At 61.7% G+C, this 20,564-nt stretch carries 15 protein-coding genes; 9 read left to right on the forward strand and 6 right to left on the reverse strand.

Features of this window, described 5'->3' with window-relative positions; genetic code table 11:
- Positions 1–6: 6 nt before the first annotated feature.
- The 6 genes from PH603_RS14935 to PH603_RS14960 form a co-directional block, all read right to left on the reverse strand.
- Positions 7–1,290, reverse strand: coding sequence for a TRAP transporter large permease (locus tag PH603_RS14935; protein WP_289503470.1), 1,284 nt, complete (start codon positions 1,288–1,290; stop codon positions 7–9).
- Entirely contained in the window at positions 1,287–1,811 is a 525-nt protein-coding gene (locus PH603_RS14940) for a TRAP transporter small permease (protein WP_289503472.1), read from the reverse strand. The genes PH603_RS14935 and PH603_RS14940 overlap by 4 nt, the downstream gene beginning before the upstream one ends.
- On the reverse strand, positions 1,808–2,782 hold the full coding sequence (locus PH603_RS14945; protein WP_289503474.1) for a TRAP transporter substrate-binding protein: 975 nt from the start codon (positions 2,780–2,782) through the stop codon (positions 1,808–1,810). Before PH603_RS14945 ends, PH603_RS14940 begins: the two co-directional genes overlap by 4 nt.
- Positions 2,783–2,785: 3 nt before the next feature.
- Positions 2,786–4,141, reverse strand: coding sequence for a pectate lyase family protein (locus tag PH603_RS14950; protein ID WP_289503475.1), 1,356 nt, complete (start codon positions 4,139–4,141; stop codon positions 2,786–2,788).
- A 125-nt stretch (positions 4,142–4,266) separates the two neighbouring features.
- Positions 4,267–5,157: a DUF6807 family protein gene (locus PH603_RS14955; RefSeq protein WP_289503477.1), complete on the reverse strand. Its 891-nt coding sequence runs from the start codon at positions 5,155–5,157 to the stop codon at positions 4,267–4,269.
- Positions 5,157–5,972: a 2-keto-4-pentenoate hydratase gene (locus PH603_RS14960; protein ID WP_289503479.1), complete on the reverse strand. Its 816-nt coding sequence runs from the start codon at positions 5,970–5,972 to the stop codon at positions 5,157–5,159. The genes PH603_RS14955 and PH603_RS14960 overlap by 1 nt, the downstream gene beginning before the upstream one ends.
- A gap of 398 nt (positions 5,973–6,370) precedes the next feature.
- Between PH603_RS14960 and kduI the strand changes: the two genes are divergently transcribed.
- The 9 genes from kduI (at position 6,371) to PH603_RS15005 (ending at position 20,519) form a co-directional block, all read left to right on the forward strand.
- Complete coding sequence (gene kduI / locus PH603_RS14965; protein WP_289503481.1) at positions 6,371–7,204, forward strand: 5-dehydro-4-deoxy-D-glucuronate isomerase; 834 nt, start codon at positions 6,371–6,373, stop codon at positions 7,202–7,204.
- Positions 7,205–7,208: 4 nt separating this feature from the next.
- Positions 7,209–7,964, forward strand: coding sequence for a 2-dehydro-3-deoxy-D-gluconate 5-dehydrogenase KduD (gene kduD, locus PH603_RS14970; RefSeq protein ID WP_289503483.1), 756 nt, complete (start codon positions 7,209–7,211; stop codon positions 7,962–7,964).
- Between the two features lie 15 nt (positions 7,965–7,979).
- A complete protein-coding gene (locus PH603_RS14975) occupies positions 7,980–8,990 on the forward strand; it encodes a sugar kinase (RefSeq protein ID WP_289503484.1) in 1,011 nt (336 codons plus the stop codon).
- Positions 8,977–10,563 (forward strand): carboxylesterase/lipase family protein, encoded by a 1,587-nt coding sequence (locus tag PH603_RS14980; protein ID WP_289503485.1) that lies wholly within the window; start codon positions 8,977–8,979, stop codon positions 10,561–10,563. Before PH603_RS14975 ends, PH603_RS14980 begins: the two co-directional genes overlap by 14 nt.
- Before the next feature lie 294 nt (positions 10,564–10,857).
- Positions 10,858–13,584, forward strand: coding sequence for a TonB-dependent receptor (locus tag PH603_RS14985; RefSeq protein WP_289503486.1), 2,727 nt, complete (start codon positions 10,858–10,860; stop codon positions 13,582–13,584).
- Positions 13,585–13,717: 133 nt separating this feature from the next.
- Positions 13,718–15,388 carry a family 43 glycosylhydrolase gene (locus PH603_RS14990; RefSeq protein ID WP_289503488.1) on the forward strand — a complete coding sequence of 557 codons (1,671 nt, stop codon included), beginning with the start codon at positions 13,718–13,720 and terminating at the stop codon, positions 15,386–15,388.
- On the forward strand, positions 15,378–16,394 hold the full coding sequence (locus PH603_RS14995; protein ID WP_289503490.1) for an alpha/beta hydrolase: 1,017 nt from the start codon (positions 15,378–15,380) through the stop codon (positions 16,392–16,394). Before PH603_RS14990 ends, PH603_RS14995 begins: the two co-directional genes overlap by 11 nt.
- 108 nt (positions 16,395–16,502) lie before the next feature.
- The gene (locus PH603_RS15000; RefSeq protein ID WP_289503492.1) at positions 16,503–19,340 is read left to right on the forward strand and encodes a TonB-dependent receptor; all 2,838 of its coding nucleotides are present in this window, start codon (positions 16,503–16,505) and stop codon (positions 19,338–19,340) included.
- 78 nt (positions 19,341–19,418) lie between these two features.
- A complete protein-coding gene (locus tag PH603_RS15005; protein ID WP_289503494.1) occupies positions 19,419–20,519 on the forward strand; it encodes a phytase in 1,101 nt (366 codons plus the stop codon).
- The last annotated feature ends 45 nt before the right edge of the window (positions 20,520–20,564 follow it).

Consider the following 20,564-nt stretch of genomic DNA (forward strand, 5'->3'; position numbering starts at 1 on the left):
GATCAATCAGCCCTTCAACAGGTGCGGCAGCCACAGGCTGAAGGCCGGCACGAAGGTGACCGCCATGATCGCGCCGAAGTGGGCAAAATAGAAGGGCCACACGCTTTTCACCACCTGTTCGATCCGCACCTTGCCAACCGAGCAGCCGACGAAAAGCGCGGTGCCGACCGGCGGGGTGATGAGGCCGACCCCGAGGTTCATGATCAGCATCACGCCGAACTGCACCGGGTCCATCCCGAACTTCATGGCAATCGGCAGGAAAATCGGCGTAGTGATGATGATCAGCGGCGCCATATCCATCACGGCACCGAGCATCAGAAGCGCGATATTGATCATCAGGAACATGATGATCGGATTATCGGTAATGCCGCCCATCAGGTCGCTGACCATGGTGGGCGCGTCCGATGCCGCGAGCACCCAGCCAAACGCCGAAGCCGCACCGATCAGGAACAGGACCGAAGCCGTGGTGCGCGCTGCATCGCGGGTGGCGGCCATGAAAGCGCGCCAGTCGAGTTCGCGGTACACAAAGGCGGTGATAGCAAGGCCGTAAATCACGGCGACGGCACTCGCCTCGGTCGGTGTGAAGATGCCAAGCCGGATACCGCCGACGATGATCAGGATCATCATCAGGCCGGGCATGGCGGCCACAAAGCAGCGCAGCACATTGCCCCAGCCGCCGAACGGCTTCACCGGATAGCCGCGCTTGACGGCGATCCAGTAGGCCGCAATGGCGAGAAGGGCAGCGGTCAGAATGCCGGGCACGACGCCCGCAAGGAACAGGTCACCGACGCTGAGGCTGCCGCCAGCGGCAATCGCAAAGAGGATCATATTGTGGCTTGGCGGGATGACGAGACCAAGGACGGACGAGGCAACGGTGACGTTGACCGCATAGTCGGCACTGTAGCCTTCCTCCTTCATCTTGGGGATCAGCACACCGCCCACCGCCGAAACACCGGCAATGGCGGACCCCGAAATCCCGCCGAACAGGAGGGACGTCAGCACGTTGACCTGCCCCAGTCCACCACGCTTGTGCCCGACAAGCGACTGCGCAAAGGCGACGATCCGGTCAGCCGCCCCGCCGCGCAGCATGATTTCCCCCGAATAGATGAAGAAGGGGATGGCAATGAGCGCAAAGACGCTGAAGCCCGACGACATGCGCTGCAGCACCACAAGCGGCGACAGGTCCATGAAAAGGATGGCGGCAAGCGACGACAGCGCCAGCGAAAAGGCGATCGGCATCCCGATCACAAGGAACACGACAAAGGCGATGGCCAGAACGACAAGGCTCATGACTGGTTATCCCGGTGCAGATGGGCTGTCAGGAAGCGGCGCGAGGCGATCCGGCGCAGCGTGAAGAAAAGCATCATGGCCCCGGCTATCGGGAAGCCCCAGTAGTTGACGGACCGCGACAGGCCAAGCGTCGGCACCGTCCAGGCTTCCACCAGCATCGCCATGCGGGCACCGTGCACGATCATCAGAATGGCGAAGGCAAGGATCAGCAGCTCGACAATCAGGCGGCAGGCGATCTGCAGCTTCACCGGAAATTTGGCGAGAAAGGCATCGAGCGCAATGAGACCGTCGTTGCGCACCGCCACCGCCGCACCGATGAGGGTCAGATAGACCATCAGGATACCGGCGAGCTGTTCGGACCATTTCGGCGTGTCATTGAGGACGAAGCGCCCGAACACCTGCCAGCCGACGATCACGGTCATGACCACAAGGCAGACAACGGTGATGATCTCGGCGCCTTTCACAATCAGGCGGTCGGCGCCGTCGCCCGGGATGGGCTTCTCGGAAATCTGGTCGCTCATTCGGTTTCCTCCGCGCGGCGCACAAGGTCCGCAAGGCGCGGCGTGCCGGCAAAGCGTTCATAAAGGGGCTGAAGGGCCCGGCGGAAAGCGTCGCGGTCCGGCACGTCATTGATCTTGTTGCCCGCCCCTTCGACGCGTTCGCGGGCTTCCTGCACCTGCGCCTTCCAGAGCGTTGACATATAGCGCGCGCTTTCACGGGCTGCCTCGCGCACGCGCTTCTGGTCCTCGGGCGAAAGCTTGTCCCAGGTCAGCTTCGAAATGACGAGGATTTCCGGCGTCATCGAATGGCCGGTCAGACTGTAGAAGGGCGCTACCTCGAAATGGCGGGTATCGGCATAGGACGGCCAGTTGTTCTCAGCCCCGTCCACCGTACCGTTCCGAAGCCCTTCATAAACCTGCCCCAGTTCCATCGGCGTGGCATTGCCACCCAGAAGCTCGATCATCGCGACATTCATATCAGAGTTCGGCACCCGGATACGCAGGCCCTGCAGGTCGGCGGGCGTCAGGATCGGGCGGCGGGTATTGTAGAAATTGCGGCTGCCGGATTCATAGAAGGTGAGGCCGACAAGGCCGTAAGGCTCAAGGCTCGCCAGTATCTCGTCCCCGACCGGGCCATAAAGCACCCGGTCGCGATGCTCTTCCGAGCGGAAGAGGAACGGCAGCGACGGAATGATCGTCTCAGGCGCCACATTCTGAAGGGCCGCCAGGAAAACCCGGTTGATATCCACGGCGCCAAACACCGTCTGTTCCAGCGTGTCCCATTCCTCGCCAAGCTGGCGACCGGGATACATGGAAATGCGGATACGGCCCTCGGTCGACTTCTCCAGAAGCTCGCCCATATGCTGGACGCTTCTCACCGTCGGATAACCATAGGGGTGCGTGTCCGCCGCCCGCAGGACAAGATCGGCAGCCGCAAGCGGGGCGAACCCCGCCATCAGCGATACTGCAGCCGCCAGAAACAGACGATACATGGCTCAGGTGCCCTTCGCAGTGTAGCTGTGATCGAGCACAGCCGGGTTCTTCGGCTCCATCGTCGCCAGATCCCAGTCGTCCGGATTGAAGGGACGGCGGGTTTCCGGCATCACCGGATAGCCGCCAACCTCGGTTTCGCGGTCGATGATCTTGCCGCGACCTTCGCCGGCATTCATCACGATGCGGCGATCCTGCACATCGCGGTCCCACGGGCGGGCACCAACATCTGCGAGCAGGCTGCGTTCCAGTTCATCCGTCCGCATCACCTCCAGCCCTTCGGGCCAGACGGGCGGCTTTTTCACTTCGATAACCTTGGCGGACGACATGGTGTAACGGCCGATCATCGGCAGCGGTTCGCCGATCCGGTTCACCGCCACGTTATCCTTGCCATAGTAGCGCAGGTCGCCGTAGCCGCCGATCATCAGGAAGGCGATCTTGGGCGCCGTGGACGGGCCTGCCCGCATCACGTTGCCAACGGCGCTCAGGAGCCCGTCCTGATAAGCATAGCCATGCCATTCTTCTTCCATCAGATTGTAATGGATGGCGCGCTGGCCGGGGTCATAGATGATATTGTTCACGACCGCCGCATGGACCCCGCCCTTGAGGTGCGGGTTGCGCTCGTAATTGTGGGCGTAAAGGTTCCGGTAAATCAGCACATTCGCGACATTGTCGTGAATGAGCGAACCTTTTGAATGCTCGAACTTGCCGTGCGTGGCGTTGGCCAGCCCTTCGGCGATGATATTGTTCGAGAAAGTGATGCTGTGCGAGGCATTCTTGCGCCACTCATCCGGCGTATCGCCAATGAAACGCTTGCCCGAGGCCGAGAGATTTTCGTCCGTCCCCCAGGTGAGCGTGCAATGATCAACGATCACATTGGACGCACCGAAGTTCGAGATACTGTCGAAATCGACACCACTGAACTGTTCGGCACCGGCCCAGCCGGGGCGCACACGAAGGTGGCGCACAATCACATCATGGGTGGTGATATCGATGCCGCCCTTGATGAGCGTGATGCCCGGCGACGGCGCCGTCTGCCCGGCGATGGTGAGATAGGGTTCCTCGACACGCAGGGTTTTCTGCCCGAGATCGATCACCCCGCCCACTTCGAAAACGATGATGCGCGCGCCTTTGGTCTGTACTGCCTCAGCAAACGAGCCGGGGCCATCGGTGTTGAGGTTGGTCACCCGGATGATCTGGCCGCCCCGCCCGCCCGGCGTATGCTTGGCCCAGCCGACAGCTCCCGGAAAGGCAAGCTCTGCGCTTTCGGCGGCGGTTGCAGCCGGCAGCGCGGCGAAGATAGACGAAAACACGAAGGCAGCCGCAACAAGCGGGCGCCCGACAATACTGGTTACTGACATCCAGAAACTCCCTCTTCCAGCCGGATTACCCTGCGGTTTTCCAGCTGTCTCTCTCCCTGTCATTCAAAATGACACCGGTTTCCTTCTGGCGCAACCCCCAAGTCCCGCCAGAAGGGTGAAAAGCATCAATCCCCTGAGATTGCGGCCTGCCGGGCGCTGCCCCACGCAGCATCCGGCGCGCCATCTTGCCACAGAAAACGGGATTCGAGCACGATATCCCGGTCGCCCGGCACCGGCACCGTCTGCCGGCCCGGCCAGGCGCAATTCTGCATGCTGAGCTCGTTACGAAGAATCCAGCGGGTGACCGGCACGCCGTCCACGGCGCAGGTCATCAGCGCCGTCCAGTCTGGGTGCAGGAACTGCATCCAGCCCGACGCTGTCACCGCATTCATTTCGGCCTTCACCGCGCCCTGCCCGCTTTCGAATGACAGGCGCGGTGCATCGGGCAGCCGCCACGACGGGCCGCTATAGCCACGTTCATTGTCGCTGCCCCCGATGGCGACACCGGGCAACAGCGCCTTCAGGCGGACTTCGGCGTCCATCCGGCGCACGCCCGCCTCGGTCGCGTGGATGGTGAAATGGTCTTGCTCGCGGATCAGGGCCGTGCCGTCTTTCAGCACCCAGCGCAGTTCAACATTCAGGCGGACTTCACCCCCCGTGACGGTGGCGTCCAGACGGTCCACCACCCAGTCGATATCCTTCATGTCCCAGCCGTCGGCGACCTTGACTCCGTCCTTGACGATCTGGTGCCAAGCCCAGAAAAGGCCCCGGTGATGGGGATGGTCCTCGGGCGCATTGAGCGTCAGCGCCGTGCCAGAAGGGGTCAGTATCGGGTGAATATAGGTGCCGCGCTCGGCAGGGGCTGCACCCGGCATGGGGGCACCATGGAAAAAGAGGACCGGGGCGCCGTCTTCCAGCACCCAGATGCCGTCACTTTCGGTGCGGGTTGTCAGCTCCCCTGCGGTGCCGGGCAGGCTGCCGGCTGCGAGAAGCAGGATGGCAGCCAGCGTACGCATCAGTCGGCCTTGGCTGCCGTGATCCGGCAGCCCACACGGAACTCGCTATCAAACACGGCTTCAACCTCGTCACCCGGCTTCACATTGTGGACCCCGGTGATGGCACCTGCCGACACCCATGTGCCCGGCTCGATCCGGCGGCCACGGCGTGCCATCAGCTCGAGGAGGAAACGAACCGACCCGAACGGGCCATCAAGCATCGTGGCCATGCTGGCCTCGCCGATCACCTGACCGTTGATCGCAAACGATACCGGCATGTTGATCAGGTCCCGACGCTGCCAGTTCGGCACTTCGGGGCCAAGAACGAGGCCGTTGTTGTTGCCAAAGTCGGAAGCGGTGACCGCCGCCCCCAGATCATTGATCGTCGGCAGCGGCGAGGACGCAATCTCGATCCCCACCCGCACCGATTTCACGAGTGCCTTGGCGGCATCGAGGGTCCAATGCAGGCGGGCTGGATCCGGCGCTTCGCCGATTTCCAGCAGAACCTCGGCCTCTGCCGCCCCGAAACCATCGGGGAAAATGCTCATATCCAGCTTGCCGACACTCGGCGCCTTGACGATGCGATCCGTGAAAATCGGGCCGGTCAGGCGGGTCGCCCCCAGCCTTTCAGACTGCGGCGGATGGATGCGCCCCAGTTTCCAGCCACCGACTCGGCCACCGAAGAGGCCGATGGCGATATCCTGGATGGCATATGCCTCCGCCAGCGTATCGGGCTGGGCGCCCGGATAGGCCGGAAGGCCGCGGGCCGCATGGCGTGCGTCCACGAAAGCTTTTGCAATCGAGCTGAATTGATCGCGCTCTTCGACGTGCGACATACTGTCCCCTCGGTGCTCAGAAATCTCTCCCACTCCCGAAGATGGCATAAAGGAAACCGGTGTCATTTTCAAGGGGGGAGGGAATTTTCACGTCTTTTTGCCGTCTTGCGGCAGTTTTCTGCGGGTTTGACCTTCTCAAATGTGTGAGGGACTCAGTCGAACTCGGGACATTGGGCCTGCCTCCCCCATATCAGCCTTGCAATCCATTTTGACACCGGTTACCTTTTTCGGCGAGAGGGGATGGCCAGACGCATGCCGCTGAGGGGTGGCATCCGTGTTTTTGCCCGCCAAAAAGGTTATGCTGACCCGGTTGCCGGGCCATTCCCAATATCCATTGACCGCCAGAGAAGCCGGCAAAAAGGCCCCGATGCCTTCTGCCAGCCCACGAAGGAGAGACCATGTTCCAGAAAACCTTCTATGCGACGCATCCCGATATGATGGACTGCGCCACCAATGACGAACTGCGCGACCGCTATCTCGTCACCGGCATGTTCGAAGAGGGCGAGGTTGTCCTCAACTACAGCCACAACGAACGCTTCGTGATTGGCGGCGCCGTGCCGGCCGGCAAGGTGCTGACCCTGCCCGCCCAGACCGAGCCGAAAAGTGCGGCTGGCCATCCGTTCCTCGAGCGCCGCGAAATGGGCGTCGTGAACATCGGCACCAAGGGCAAGGTCACCGTTGATGGCCAGGCCTTCGAACTTGATAACAAGGAATGCCTTTATGTGCCGATGGGCTCGAAGGACGTAACCTTCGAAGGCAATGGCGCGCGCTTCTATATCGCGTCGCTGCCGGCCCACAAGGCCTGCCCGATCAAGAAGATCACGCTCGCAGAAGCCAATCCGCTGGAGCGCGGCGACCTCGAGAATTCGAACCACCGCACCATCTATCAGCTGGTGATCCCGGGCGTGTGCGAAAGCGCGCAGCTGCTTCTCGGCCTCACGGTTCTCGAAACCGGCAGCGTCTGGAACACCATGCCCCCGCACCTGCATGACCGTCGCAGCGAGATCTATCTCTATTTCGACCTGCAGGGCGGCGACCGCGTGTTCCATTACATGGGCGAGCCCGACGACATGCGTCATATCGTGATCCAGAAGGAAGAAGCCGTGATCAGCCCGCCGTGGTCGATCCATATGGGCTCGGGCACCAAGTCCTATGCCTTCATCTGGGCGATGGGCGGGGAAAACCTCGACTATACCGACATGAATGTCCTCGATATCTGCCAGCTGAAGTGATCCGATGAGCAATCCGTTTGACCTGACCGGCAAAGTTGCCGTCATCACGGGCGCCAACACCGGCATCGGTCAGGGCATTGCCCTGGCCCTTGCCGCAGCTGGTGCCGACATCGCGGCTGTCGGGCGCACGCCCGCCACCGAAACCGTCGAGAAAGCCCGCGCCCTTGGCCGCCGCGCCGAGGTCATTTCGGCTGACCTTTCGACGATCGATCCCGTTGGCCGCGTGGTGGACGAGACGGTCGAAAAGCTCGGCGGGCTCGATATCCTCGTCAACAATGCCGGGATTATTCGCCGCAACGATTCGCTCGACTTCACGGAAGAAGACTGGGACGCGGTGATGGACACCAACCTCAAGTCCGTTTTCTTCCTGTGTCAGGCGGCGGCGCGCCATATGGTCGCCAAGGGCGGCGGCAAGATCATCAACATCGCCTCGATGCTGACCTTCCAGGGTGGCATCCGGGTGCCGAGCTATACGGCATCCAAATCCGGGATCGGCGGGCTGACGAAGCTTCTGGCGAACGAATGGGCCGCCAAGGGCATCAATGTGAATGCTATTGCGCCCGGCTACATCGACACCAACAATACGGCAGCGCTGCAAGCGGATGAAACACGCAACCGCCAGATCCTCGAACGGATCCCCGCCGGACGTTGGGGCTCACCAGAGGATATGGGCGGAGCCGCTGTGTTCCTTGCTTCCCGCGCATCGGATTATGTGCAGGGCCACATCCTTGCCGTCGATGGCGGCTGGCTGGCCCGCTGAGGGGAGACCTGATCGATGGCCGAACGGATTGCCTTTTTCGGCGAGCTTTTGCTGCGCCTGACAACACCGGGACACGAGCTTTTGCTGCAATCCCCTTCCCTTTCCGTCCATGTGGGCGGGGCGGAAGCGAATGTTGCCGTGGGGCTCGCCTCGCTCGGTCATGACACACGGATGATCAGCCGCGTGGCAGATAACCCGCTTGGCCGCGCCGCAATTGGCGAAATCCGCAGGCACGGCGTCGACTGCGCGACAATCAGCACTTCTGACGGCCGGATGGGGCTGTATTTCCTGACGGTCGGTGCAGGATGGCGCGCCTCCGAGGTCGTGTACGACCGCGCAGGCTCGGCCTTCGCTGCTGCCGATCCGGCAAGCTGGGACTGGGACAGCCTCCTTAAGGGCTGCACCCGCCTGCATCTTTCAGGCATCACACCGGCCCTCGGGCACGACCCCGCCGCTGCCGCCATTGCGGCCGCCGAAGCGGCACAGGCGAAGGGCCTGACCGTTTCGTTCGACGGCAATTACCGCGCCCGCCTCTGGGAAGCGTGGGACAGCAAGCCGCGCGAGATCCTGACGAAACTTGTCAGCCTCACCGATATCCTGTTCGGCAATCACCGGGATATTTCGCTGCTCTTGGACGAGCCCTTCTCGGGCGACGGCCCGGCCCGGCGGCGTGAAGCAGCAGAAGCTGCCTTCGGCGCCTTCCCGCGCCTCCGATATATCGCTTCCACCGCGCGGCAGGCCGACGGCGCCGACAGCAACCGGATCGCCGCGCGGATCGATACACCTGATACGTTCGAACAAACCGACGAGATCGAGATTTCCAGCATCGTCGACCGGATCGGTGCGGGCGATGCCTTCGCCGCCGGCGTGCTGCACGGGCTGCTGGACGGCCTGTCGCTGGAACAAACGGTTCAGGCCGGTCTCGCGCTCACTGCGCTGAAACACAGCTTACCGGGCGACGCCAGCCTCTTCACCCGCGCTGACCTTGCCGCTTTCGAAGCGGGAGGACGCGATGTCCGGCGGTAGGTTCCTCATAAACCGCCGTAACCTGCTGGCCGGGGCCACCGCCCTGCCCTTCATCGCCGTGCCCGGTGGCCTCTCTGCCGCCCGCGACCCGGAAGTCGATACTGCCGAAGGCCGTATCCGGGGCCTCCGCGAAAATGGCGTGCTTGCCTTCAAGGGTATCCCTTACGGCGAGGACACCGCACGCTATCGCTTCCGCGCGCCGGTTGCCGCAAAGCCGTGGAACAGTGTTCAGACAGCGCAGGCCTTCGCCCCCATCTGCCCGCAGCGCCGGGCAGGCAGCGAGCCCGCCAGCGAAGACTGCCTTTTCCTGAATGTGTGGACGCCCGAAGCGCATCCGCGTGCCAAGCGGCCGGTCATGGTCTATTTCCACGGCGGGGCTTACTCGAACGGTACGGTGACGGACCCGCTGACCCACGGCCAGCATCTGGCCGCCAGCGGCGATGTGGTGGTGGTGACCATCAACCACCGGCTCAACGCGCTCGGTTACCTGTATCTCGCCGAGTTTGACAAGCGCTTCGCCGATAGCGGCAACCTCGGCCAGCTTGACCTGATCCTCGGCCTTCAATGGGTGCAGCGGAATATCGCCGCCTTCGGAGGCGATCCCGCACGCGTGATGGTTTTCGGCCAGTCAGGCGGCGGCGCCAAGATCGCCACCCTGATGGGCATGCCCGCCGCGAAAGGCCTGTTCCATTCAGCGGCGACCATGAGCGGCCAGCAGGTGACCGCCTCCGGCCCCGGCAATGCAGTGGCCCGCACGCGTGCCTATCTTTCGGCCCTCGGGCTATCGGACGCACAGTTCGCGAGCCTTCTGGACCTGCCGGTTGAAAAGCTGGTCGAAGGCCTTGAGGGCCACGACCCGGTCCTTGGCGGCAGCCTGTATTTCGGGCCGGTCCTTGATATGAAATGGCTGACCCGCCATCCCTTCTGGCCAGATGCGAACCCGCAATCGACCGGCATTCCGATGATCCTTGGCAACACGCGGGAAGAAACCCGCGCCTTCATCAATCCACGCGGCGAAAAGCTCGCGGGGCTCGACTGGGGCAATATCGCCGCGCGCCTGCGGCCGGAATTGAAGATCGATCTGGATCCCGACTGGATCGTGAAATCCTACCGCGACGAATATCCCGACTGGAGCCCGGTCGAGCTTTTCTACCGCGCCACCACCGCCGGGCGCAGCTGGCCGGGCCAGGTGATCGAGGCCGATGCCCGCGCCGAGGCCGGCGCCAAACGCACCTGGGTTTACCAGCTGGACCACGATTCGCCGATCGACCCCTTGCGCAAGGCAGCCCACACCGACGATATCCCGTTCGTGTTCGGCACGCTTGCCGCCGAGGGATCCTATTCCGGCACCGGCGAAGCCCAGCGGAAACTGAGCGACCAGATGATGGGTGCCTTTGTGGCGCTGGCAAGGACCGGCGACCCCAATCATGCAGGGCTGCCCGAGTGGCCTCATTACGAATTGCCCGAAAGGGCGACCATGCGTTTCGATCTCAACACCCGTGCCGAGAACGATCCACGCCGCTTCGAACGGGAGCTTTTCGCCCGTGCACCCTATATCCAGCCGGGCAGTTGAGGCGGTTTCAAACCAGCTTGCGTTAGGGACTTGACAGATTGGTCTTATCGTAGCAAGCTAACAATGACACCGGTTACCATACGGGACAGACGGCTGAGGGGCCAGACATCCACGATACCGGTTGTTGGGGAGAGTGGCCCGGTTTGGGCAATGTGTGAAATCTCGAGCGGCAAAGAATCGGCCTGCCAGCCAAGCTGGAGGCCTTGTTTGATTGCCGCATTATTTTGCGCCACTAGGTAACCGGTGGCATAAACAGGGAGTACCGCCGGGGAGGCGGTTGGAAGGGGAGACACCATGGAAAAGATTTCCGGCAGTGCAGCCGTTCATCTGCGCATGACGAAACTGCTCGCAGCAGCGTCCTTGATCAGCGTTGCCATCACCGGCGCCGCACTGGCACAGGACGGCGCGGGCGCAGCAGAGGATGAAGCTGACGTTCTCGACGAGATCGTCGTGACCGGCTTCCGCCAGTCGCTGACAGCCGCCATCAATGTGAAGAAAAACTCGACGTCGGCAGTGGATGCCATCGTGGCCGAGGATATCGCCAAATTCCCGGATCAGAACCTAGCCGAATCGCTGCAGCGCATCCCCGGCATCTCGATCCAGCGTGACGCGGGCGAAGGCCGTTCGATCACAGTTCGCGGCCTTGGAGCGCAGTTCACCCGCGTTCGCCTGAACGGGATGGAGACGATCACGACCTCCACCGACGGTGCGTCGGCCAACCGCGACCGGTCGTTCGACTTCAACGTCTTCGCGTCGGAACTGTTCAACTCGATCGTTGTTCGCAAAACCGCTGAAGCTTCGCTTGATGAAGGCTCGCTCGGCGCGGTGATCGACCTCAATACCGGCAACCCGCTTAGCTACGATGAAGGCACCACCTTCGTGGCGTCCGCCAAGGCCCAGTATAACGACCTGAGCGAAGATCTTTCGCCCCGTGTCGCCGCCCTTGGCGCCTGGGTGAATGACGAGAAGACCTTTGGTATTTCCGCCTCGGTTGCCTTCTCCGACTATGAAACGCTCGAAATGGGCAACAACAGCGTACGCTGGCAGCAAGCCCGTTTCCGTTCAGTCGGTGGTGTTAGCTGTGCTGATGCGAACGCCGCTTGCGACGAAGTCGCCAATGCCTTCCACCCGCGCATTCCGCGTTATGGCGAAGTCGGCCATGACCGCCAGCGTCTCGGCGCCACCGCGTCGATCCAGTTTGCGCCTTCGGAAGCGACCAAGGTCTCTATCGACGGTCTCTATTCGAAATTTGAAGAGACCCGCACCGAGAAATGGGGCGAAGTTCTGTTCCGCGGCAACGAAGGCACCATGGACATCCGCGATTATGTGATCCAGGGCACCAACATGATTTCTGCCACGGTCGATAACGCCTGGGTACGGATCGAGGATTACCGCCGCGACAGCTCGACCGAGTTCCATCAGCTTTCCGCCAAACTCGAACAGGACATCACCGACACGTTCCGCATCGAACTTCTCGGCGGCTTCTCGCAGTCGGACGCCGATATCCCGCTTGAAACCACGATTATCTTCGATGACCGCGACACCACGGGCTATAGCTACGACTATTCGAACATGAAGACCCCGGTCCTGTCGTTTGGCCCCGGCATCGACGACCCGACCGCCTTCCAGTTCGCCGAGTTCCGTGACCGTCCGTCCTTCCTGACGAACAAGTTCCGTAACCTCGCGCTTGATGCCGAATGGGATGTGAACGACAACATCCAGCTTGTCAGTGGCGCCATGTACCGCCGCTTCAGCTTCGATACCGTCGGCTATCGCCGCGACAGCACCTATTGCTCGGCCTTCACTTGTGAGCCTGGCACCTATGGCGCACCGGTAACGGCTGATCTCGCAGACATGTTCGAACTTGGAGACGCTGGCCAGCCTTCGGGCAACACCAACAGCTGGGTTGTGCCGAACATGGCAGCGGCCGCTGACCTGATCGATCTTTACGGCCGCGAAGCAGCCCTGCGCCAGGCAGAAGATCGCGGTGTGATCGAAACTGTGAAGGGCGGCTTCCTGCAAGCCAACCTGACCGGCGAAATGGGTAACATGGCCATTTCGGCAAATGCCGGCATGCGCTACGCGCACACCAAGCAATCGTCGACCGGCTTTAATAACGGCACGGAAGTGACCGTGGAGCGCACCTATGACGACTGGCTGCCGTCGGCAAACCTCGCCATCTTCCCGACGCCGGAATTTGCAATCCGCGCGGCTGTTGCCAAGGTGATCACCCGCCCGACTCTCGGCAGCCTTACCCCTGGCGGTTCGGTTGACGGCTTCAACTACCGCGTCACCTCGGGCAACCCGTTCCTGACGCCCTACCGCGCCACGAACTTTGACCTTGCGTTCGAATGGTACTTCATGGACGACGCAATCGCTTCGGTCGCCCTGTTCAAGAAGGACATCAAGAGCTTCCCGATCAGCACCACGACAACTGGCACCTATGCCTCGACCGGCCTGCCGCTGTCGCTGATCGATCCGGGCTCACCGGCTGCTGCCAATCCCGAAGGCCGCCCGTGGGAAATCCGTTCCACCGGCGATGGCCCCGGTGCCAACGTGAAAGGTGTTGAATTCTCGGTTCAGACCCCCTTCACCTTCCTGCCGGGTGTCTGGTCGAACTTCGGCACGATCCTGAACCTGACCCTGGTGGACAGCGACGTCGATTACGAGATTGGCGGCAACATCTATACCGAACCGCTCCTTGGTCTGTCGAAGAAGGCTGCCAACGGCACGCTCTATTATGAAGACGAGAAATTCTCGGCTCGTGTCTCGGTTGCCTATCGCGGCGGTTATATCGACGGCACCAGTGCAACGAACAACATTTTCGAGGGCTACAACAGCTCGATGAACGTCGACGCATCGATCCGCTACGAGATCATGGATGGCCTCGAAGTCTCGCTTGAGGGCATCAACCTCACCGACGACTATCGCGACCGCTACACCGATCTCTATGAACAGCGGAACTATGAGTACAACCATTACGGCCGCGTGTTCATGTTTGGCGTCCGTTACAAACTCTAGGCCAGATCCCTCCCCCCTCAGGTATTTCCCTCCAGAGGGGCCACGGCCGGGGTGCAACGCACGGTGCACCCCGGCCTTCTTTTTTCTGGCCAACCGGCCATAGAATAAGACCGGAAAGGAGTGTTTCCCCGTCATGTCGATCGAACGCCGGACTTTGCTGAAATTCCTGATGGGCGGCAGTGCCCTCGCCCTGATGCCCGCGCGCCTGATGGGCGGCGCCGCCTTCGCGCAGGGCTCGCGCTCCATATCATCCCTTGATCCCTATGCCGATATGCGCTGGGGCAAAGGTTTCGAAGGGCAGCGCAAGGCCGACCTCGGCAACGGCACCTTCCTCAATCCCGTGTTCGCCGGCGACCATCCTGATCCGTCGATCCTGAAGGACGGGGACGACTATTATCTGACCTTCTCCAGCTTCGACAGCTATCCCGGCATCCTGATCTGGCACAGCCGCGACCTGGTGAACTGGACGCCACTGACAGCCGCCCTCACCAAACCCATCGGGTCGGTCTGGGCGCCGGACCTGATCAAGCATGACGGTCGCTATTATTGCTATATCCCGGCGCGCTTCCCCGATTACCGCTCGATCTATGTGATCCACGCGGACAGTATCGAAGGCCCGTGGTCGGACCCCATCGACCTGAAACTGCACCAGCATATCGACCCCGGCCATGCGGTTGCCGAAGACGGCACACGCTACCTGTTCCTGTCGGGCGGCGACCGGGTGAAACTCACCCCTGATGGCCTCGCCACCGACGGCGGGGTTGAACATGTGTACGAGCCCTGGCGCTACCCGAGCGACTGGGTCGTCGAGACCTTCGCCCCCGAAGGCCCGAAGCTGATGAAGCGCGGCGAATACTATTATGTGGTCACGGCCGTGGGCGGCACCGCCGGCCCGCCGACCGGGCATATGGTGATCATGGCGCGCTCCAAATCACTCGATGGCCCTTGGGAAGACGCCCCCAACAATCCGGTGATCCGCACCGAAAGTGCGACCGAGAAATGGTGGTCGCGCGGGCATGCCACCATTATCGAAGGGCCAGATGGCGGCTGGTGGATGATCTATCACGGCTATGAAAACGGCTACTGGACGCTCGGCCGCCAGACGCTCCTCGAGCCCGTGGAATGGACTGCCGACGGCTGGATCAAACCGCTTGGTGGTGATCTTTCCTCGCCGATCAAAAAGCCTGTCGACCTTGGCCCCCAGCCGCACGGGATGCCGCTCAGTGACAATTTCACAGCGAACCGCTTCGGCGTTCAGTGGGCCTTCTATGACCCGGCACCCGATGAAATGAGCCGCGTGAATTATGGCGACCGCAGCCTGACGCTGAAGGCCAAGGGCACCTCGCCCGCCGACTGCGCGCCCATCACCTGCATCTGCGGGGATCAGTCCTACCGGATCGAAATCGATCTCGAGATTGACGACGCCACCGAAGCAGGCTTGCTCCTTTTCTATAACCGGCGCCTCTATGCCGGGCTCGGGCTTGGGCCTGACGGTTTCATGATGCACCGCTATGGCCTCAGCCGCCCGCGCGGTGCCATCCCCGGCCAGCGCGACCCCGGCAAGCCGGCCAAGCCCGTTCGAGCCATGCGGCTGCGCCTCACGAACCGCCAGAATATCCTGACGATCCATACGAGCCAGAATGGCGGCAAGACATGGGACAAGTTCGACGTGCAGATGGAAGTTTCAGGCTATCATCATAATGTGGCCTATGATTTCCTGAGCCTGAGGCCTGCCTTCTATGCCGCTGGCAAAGGTGAGGCCCGCTTCCGCAACTTCACCTATGAGACCCTCCATGACGATTGAGCAGTATCTTCGCCCGCTCGCCCTCGGCCTCGCACTCGCCTTGGCACCGGCGGTGAACGCGCAGACCTCGGCGCCTACGACACCGGCAGCGGTGCCGACCGCAACGCCAGATCCTGCCGAGACCATCGACCTGTGGCCGGTGGGCGCCCTGACCGTCCCCGCTGGCCTCACCGAAACAGTGGACGAACGTAGCACGGAAGCCGGGATCAGCGACCGCGCCGTGAAGGGCATCAGCGTGCCGCGCATGGTGGTGTTCCGCCCCAAGGTGCCGAACGGCGATGCGCTCCTCATCACACCCGGTGGCGGCTACAAGCATGTGGTTGTCGACAAGGAAGGCTATGAGGTCGCCCGCGAACTCAGCGCCGAAGGCGTCACGGTCTTCGTGCTTTTCTACCGCTTGCCGGGTGAAGGCTGGGAAGGCCGGTCCGATGTGCCGCTTGCCGATGCGCAGCGCGCCATGCGGCTGATCCGCGCGCGGGCGACAAGCTACGGGATCGATCCGGAACGTGTCGCCGCCATGGGCTTCTCGGCCGGGGGGCATCTCTGTGCCGATCTTGCCACGCGCTTCGACACACCGGTCTATGCCCCTGTCGATGCCGCTGACGAGCAATCGGCGAAGCCCTTGTTCGCAGCCCCTATCTATCCGGTTGTCTCGATGAGCGCCCCTGCCGCCCATATGGGTTCGCGCCATTTCCTGATCGGGGATGAGGCCACAAAGGCGCAGGAAGAAGCACATTCACCGCAGTTTCATGTAACTGCAAAGGTTCCGCCCGTCTTCCTGCTGCATGCGGAAAATGACGAGGCCGTGCCGGTGGATAACAGCCTGATGCTGCGCGCCGCACTTGTGGCCCATGACGTGCCGGTTGAAACCCACCTTTTCGAGAAAGGCGGCCATGGTTTCGGCCTCCGGAAGGCTACCGGCCTGCCGGTTGCCGACTGGCTCGACCTCTTCCGGGCCTTTGCCCGCGACCATGGCTGGCAGAAGCCTGATAGCGTTCACAAATAATTCACGAATGTGAAACTCATTCGCAACACGGCCCAGTGACGGTCTCCCTCGAAGGCGGAGGATCCAATCGATCCTCCGCCCAACTATATATCAGGGAGCCCATCAATCATGTCGAAGATCATGTCGCGTCGTCGCGCCTGGCTTGCCGCCACGGCCCTGACCACCGCCATCGTTGCCACCCCCGCCGCCCTCGCCGGTACTGTTACCGGTAAAGTCATCGATGCCTCGGGCACCAGTGCCCTGCAGGCCGCGCAGGTCACCATCGTTGAATTGCGCCGTGTGACGAACACCGCCAGCGATGGCACCTTCCGTTTCGTGGATGTACCCGCCGGCACCTATACCGTGCGCGTTCGCTACGCCGGTGCAGGCGAAGAAACGCAGCAGATCACCGTCAGCGAAAGCGGCGATGTTTCGGTGCAGGTAACCCTCGCCGCCGCCGGCAACGGCGATGTGCGTGAAGAGATCCTTGTTGTTGGCCAGCGCGCCAACCTCCTCTCCTCGCTCGCCCGCCAGCGCGCCTCCGACACCGTCGACAGCGTCCTGACCCGCGACGCCATGGGCCAGTTCCCTGACCAGAACGTGGCGGAATCGCTGCGCCGTGCGCCGGGCCTCAACATCCTCAACGACCAGGGCGAAGGCCGCTTCGTGTCGGTTCGCGGCCTTGACCCGAACCTCAACGCTGCCTCGATCAACGGCAGCCGCGTACCGGCGCCCGAATCCGATGTGCGCTCGGTCGCCCTTGATGTGATCCCGTCGGAACTGATTGAATCGATCGAGGTGAAAAAGTCGCTGACCCCGGATATGGACGGCGACACCATCGGTGCCTCGATTGAGATCAACACCACGAGCGCCTTCGACCGTGAAAAGCCCTTCGTGACCGTGAAGGCCGAGGGCTCCTACAACGACCTCCGCGATACCGCGACCCCCAAGGGCAGCGTTGACTTCTCGACCCGCATCGGCGAGCGCTTCGGCATCGCCGGCGGTGTCAGCTATTACAAGCGCAAATTCTCCACCGACAACGTCGAGATGGACGACTGGGAAGAAACCGACGACGGCGACGCCTATGCCGAAACGCTTGAATACCGCGACTATGATGTCGACCGCGAGCGCATCGGCGCCACCCTCTCGCTCGATTTCAAGGCAAGCGACAGCACCACGCTTTTTGCCCGCGGCCTCTATAGCCGCTTCGAAGACCAGGAATTCCGCCGCCGCCTGACCATCCAGGTGAACGAGGAACCCTCAGCGGTCAGCGGCAGCACCGCGACCTTCCTGTCAGACGACGGCGAGATCGAGGTCGAGCGTGACCTGAAGGACCGTTTCGAGGTCCAGAAGATCGCTTCCTTCACTGCAGGTGGCAAAACGGTCAGCGGCCCGTGGGAAATCAAATATGAAGGCAGCTACTCGGAAGCGTCCGAAAAGGAAAACGGCTCGGTTGACCCCGTTGTCTTCAAATCCAGTTGGGAAGATCCGGGCCAGCTTGGCGTGATGTTCGATTATTCGAACCTGCAACGCCCGGCCTATTCGATCCTCAATGGCGGCGATCTTTTCACCGACGCCTTGTCCTACGAATTCGACGAACTGGAGCGCACCACGCTCTCGGACGCGAAAGACAAGGAATATGGCTTCAAGATCGATATGAAGCGCACCTTCGTATTGGATAGCGGCGAGTTCGACCTGCAAGCCGGCGTCAAGCCACGCTTCCGCAAGAAACGCTACGACGCCAATATCGATGTGTTCGATGGCTATGATGGCGACCTGACGCTCGCCGACGTTGTTGGCAAGCAGAGCTACAGCCTTGCCGATATCGAGCCGGTCGTTGGCACCGACGCATGGCGGTCGTTCCTTGATGCCAGCGGCTATGGCGCCTTCGAGCTGAACCAGTTCGACACCGATGCCGCCTCGGCCGAAGCCGACTATTCGGCCAAGGAAAACATCCTTGCCGGTTACCTGATGGGCCGCTTCGATAATGAAGCGATCCGCGTGATCGGCGGTGTGCGTGTTGAACGTACCAAGACGACGCTCAACGGCAATGTCCTCGAGATGATCGAGGAAGGCGCCGAAGTGGACGGCGTGCCGCTTGAAGAAGACACCGTCTTCGTCACGCCTGTCTCCTTCAAGAATGAATATACCGACTGGCTGCCGAGCCTCAATATCCGCGCCAATGCGGCAGAAGATGTTGTCCTGCGCTTCGGTGCCTACAAATCGGTTGTTCGCCCGAACTTCGGCCAGATGGCCCCGCGCTTCCTTGTTGAAGAAAACGACGAGAACGAGCGCGAAGGCGAGTTCGGCAACCCGAACCTGAAGCCCTACAAAGCCTGGAACTTTGACGCCAGCGCCGAATATTATTTCGACAAGAACGCAGGCGTCACCGCCGGCATCTTCTACAAGTCGATCAAGGACTTCATCGTGGATGCCGAGTTTGAGGAAGTCACCTTCAACGGCGTTTATGCCGACGAAGCGCTGATCCGCATCAACGGCGACAAGGCGAAGGTCAAAGGCTTCGAATTCTCGTACCAGCAAGCCTTCACCATGCTGCCGGCACCTTTCGACGGGCTGCTGACCAACATCAACTATACCTACACCGACGCTGAAGGCGACGTGCTGGACCGCACCATCGCGCTGCCGTCCGCTTCGAAGCACACCTTCAACATGGTGCTTGGTTACGAGAAGGACCGCCTGAGCCTGCGCGTTGCCGGCACCTACCGTGACGGGTATCTCGATGAGCTCGGCGGCGATCCGGAAGAAGACCGGTATGTGAAGGATCACTTCCAGGTCGACGTCAGCGCCAAGTATGAAATCATGGATGATGTTCAGCTCTTCGCCGAGCTCGTGAACCTCAACAATGCGAAATACACGGCCTACCGCAAGGGGCCAGGGGCTGACCGCCTGCTGCAGTTCGAAGAATATAAATGGACGGCCAAGTTCGGCGTTCGCGCCACCTTCTAAGCCGTTTATGATCTGAAGGGTTACGCCACCCCCTGCAACGCTCGGGGGTGGCGCAGCCTTATCCTCAAGGGGAAGATAATGTTTTCGAAACAGACCATGATCGATCTGGCAACCGCCGCCCTCCTTGCCGGGCTCGCCAGCGCCTGCATGCCGGAAGTCGAGCATGACCATTTTGCCGTCGGCCCCGGCGTCGGCGTACCGGCCGCCGTTGAAACTGCACCCGTGGAAGCAGGTGACGACGCAGCTGACGATCCGGCCATCTGGGTGAATCCGGCTGACGCTTCGGCGAGCCTTGTGCTTGGCACCAACAAGAAAGGCGGGCTCTATAGCTACCGTCTGGACGGCACGGTGCATCAGTTCCTGCCGCTTGGCCGCCTGAACAATGTGGACCTGCGCCCGGATGTGACGGTTGGTGATGCCACCATCACGCTCGTCGCGGCCACAAACCGCACGGACCAGAGCATCACGCTTCTGACGCTTGACCCGGCAACCGGCATGATGGCGGACGCTGCGGACGGCGTACAGGCCACCGGCTTTGCCGACCCTTACGGCCTTTGCCTCTATACCAGCCGCACATCGGGCAAATCCTATGTCATAGCGAACGACAAGGACGGCACCTACAAACAGTGGGAAGTCACCGCAGGCACTGCCGGCAAGGTGAAGCTGCAAGAGGTGCGCACCTTCGCAGTCGGCAGCACCGCCGAAGGCTGTGTGGCGGACGATGAAACCGGCATGCTTTACATCAACGAGGAAGATGTTGCGCTTTATGCCTACAAGGCTGAACCGGATGCCGGCAACGACCGCAGCGTGATTGCCACGGTGGCTGACACGGCTGTCCTCAAAGACGATCTGGAAGGTGTGGCACTTTATGACGCCGGCAACGGCGAGGGCTATATCGTGGCCTCAAGCCAGGGCAACAATAGCTATGCGCTGTTCGACCGCAAGGCCCCGCACGCCTATGTGGGCTCGTTCCATGTAACGGCCAGCGCCGACGGCAAGGTGGATGGCACCTCGGAAACCGACGGGCTGGAAGTCACATCCGCCGCCCTTGGTGATGCCTTCCCCGAAGGCCTGTTTGTGGCGCAGGACGGCCTCAATACCGATCCCGAAGCCCGCCAGAATTTCAAACTGGTGTCGTGGGCCGGGATTGCGGCGGCACTCGAAGCCGCCAAGCAATAATCTCGCTTTCGGAAAATCAGAAACGGCGCCCGTGATATCACCGGG

It is taken from the genome of Gimibacter soli (genome assembly GCF_028463845.1).
Classification (GTDB): Bacteria; Pseudomonadota; Alphaproteobacteria; order Sphingomonadales; family Kordiimonadaceae; genus Gimibacter; species Gimibacter soli.